At 65.5% G+C, this 1,265-nt stretch carries 1 protein-coding gene; it reads right to left on the reverse strand.

What is annotated here, in order from left to right:
* Positions 1–14 precede the first annotated feature (14 nt).
* Entirely contained in the window at positions 15–1,172 is a 1,158-nt protein-coding gene (locus tag G4D87_RS37905) for an IS4 family transposase (protein WP_163787610.1), read from the reverse strand.
* Between the last annotated feature and the right edge of the window lie 93 nt (positions 1,173–1,265).

The raw sequence follows: 1,265 nt of genomic DNA on the forward strand, positions 1-1,265 counted from the left end.
CCTGAGCCATCCCCTCATATGAAGCCGAGCGTTTCTTGGAAAACCCGATGGCCGTGAAGGAGTTCGGCGAAGCGCTCGACGAGAGGACGTAGGCGCTCCTCCTTCATCATGGGAATGGCTTGGTAATACATGCAGCCCTGACGGAAGAGCGAGTAGGTGCGCGTCTTGACAGTGTTGGCCTTCAAGCCCTTTTCCATACCGAGACTCTCCCCGGCGGCACCCAGCAGCGTCAGCAGCACCTGGGCCAGGGCGCTCACCAGCAGCAACCTGTCCCTGCGCTCGGGACTCTTCACGCGCACCGTGGACAGCCCCATCCCGAATCTCAAGTCCTTGACGTCACGGAACGTCTCCTCGCACGAGAAGCGCTGAGAGTAGAGGTCCACCACCTGGCGCGCGCTGGCGCTTTCCAGACTGGTGGCCAGACACCAAGGCTCCTTCATGCCCTTCTGGTGCACCAGCACCACCGCGGGCACCGATGTCCGGCCCGCCGTGACGAGCACGTCCGTCAGTTTCTTGGCGTGGCCGCTGGCAGGAATCCACTCGGCCGCCGGACGCTGGTGGCCCCCTTCCACCTCCACCCGCACGTCCTTGCGGAAGCGCACCACGTACTCGAAGCCCGCCTGTGCCAACCAGGCATACAGCCGCTGGTCCGCAAAGCCCCGGTCCGCCAGTATCGTCACCTTCACCCTTTCGGGCACGCACTCCTTCAACCGCAGCAGCAGCTCATCCTCCGCGTGAGCCCGGTTCCCCGCCAGAGCGCTCTTCTGAAGCGTCAGCCACAGCAGGGGCGTGGTGCGCCCGTGCGAGGTGACGAGGCTGGCCACCAGCGTGGTGTGGTCATCGGCCTCGAAGTCCGTCCAGTCCAGCGCCACCACCGCCTCGCTGCGCTCGGCCAGCACGTACGGCACCCACGAGGCCGCCAGCTGCCACACGTCCACCGCTTCATTGGACAGCAGCCGGTCCACCTGTTTGATGCCGTGCTTCTGCACGCCGCCTCGGGCCCATGCCAGCGCCTGGCCAATGGCGTGCACCGACAAGGACGCGGCGTGCACCACGCCCAACGTCGCATGCGACAGCGACAGCACCCGCTTGGCGTGCAGGTCCTCCTCGAACAAGTTCTCCAGGAACGCCCGCACCTGCTCTTCGTTGATGGCCACCTTGCGTACCAGCATGGCCTCTCCTCCTGTACCCCACCACTCTGCTTCGCACGGAGCTGTCAGGTAGGCGCCTGGCGAGCCGCTCGCTCAAATGCGGGGATCGCTCAG

Source organism: Myxococcus vastator (genome assembly GCF_010894475.1).
Taxonomy (GTDB): Bacteria; Myxococcota; Myxococcia; order Myxococcales; family Myxococcaceae; genus Myxococcus; species Myxococcus vastator.

What these genes read in the sequence shown, in the direction of transcription:
- G4D87_RS37905 (WP_163787610.1), bottom strand. Translation starts at nt 1,172, where the DNA reads ATGCTGGTACGCAAGGTGGCCATCAACGAAGAGCAGGTGCGGGCGTTC.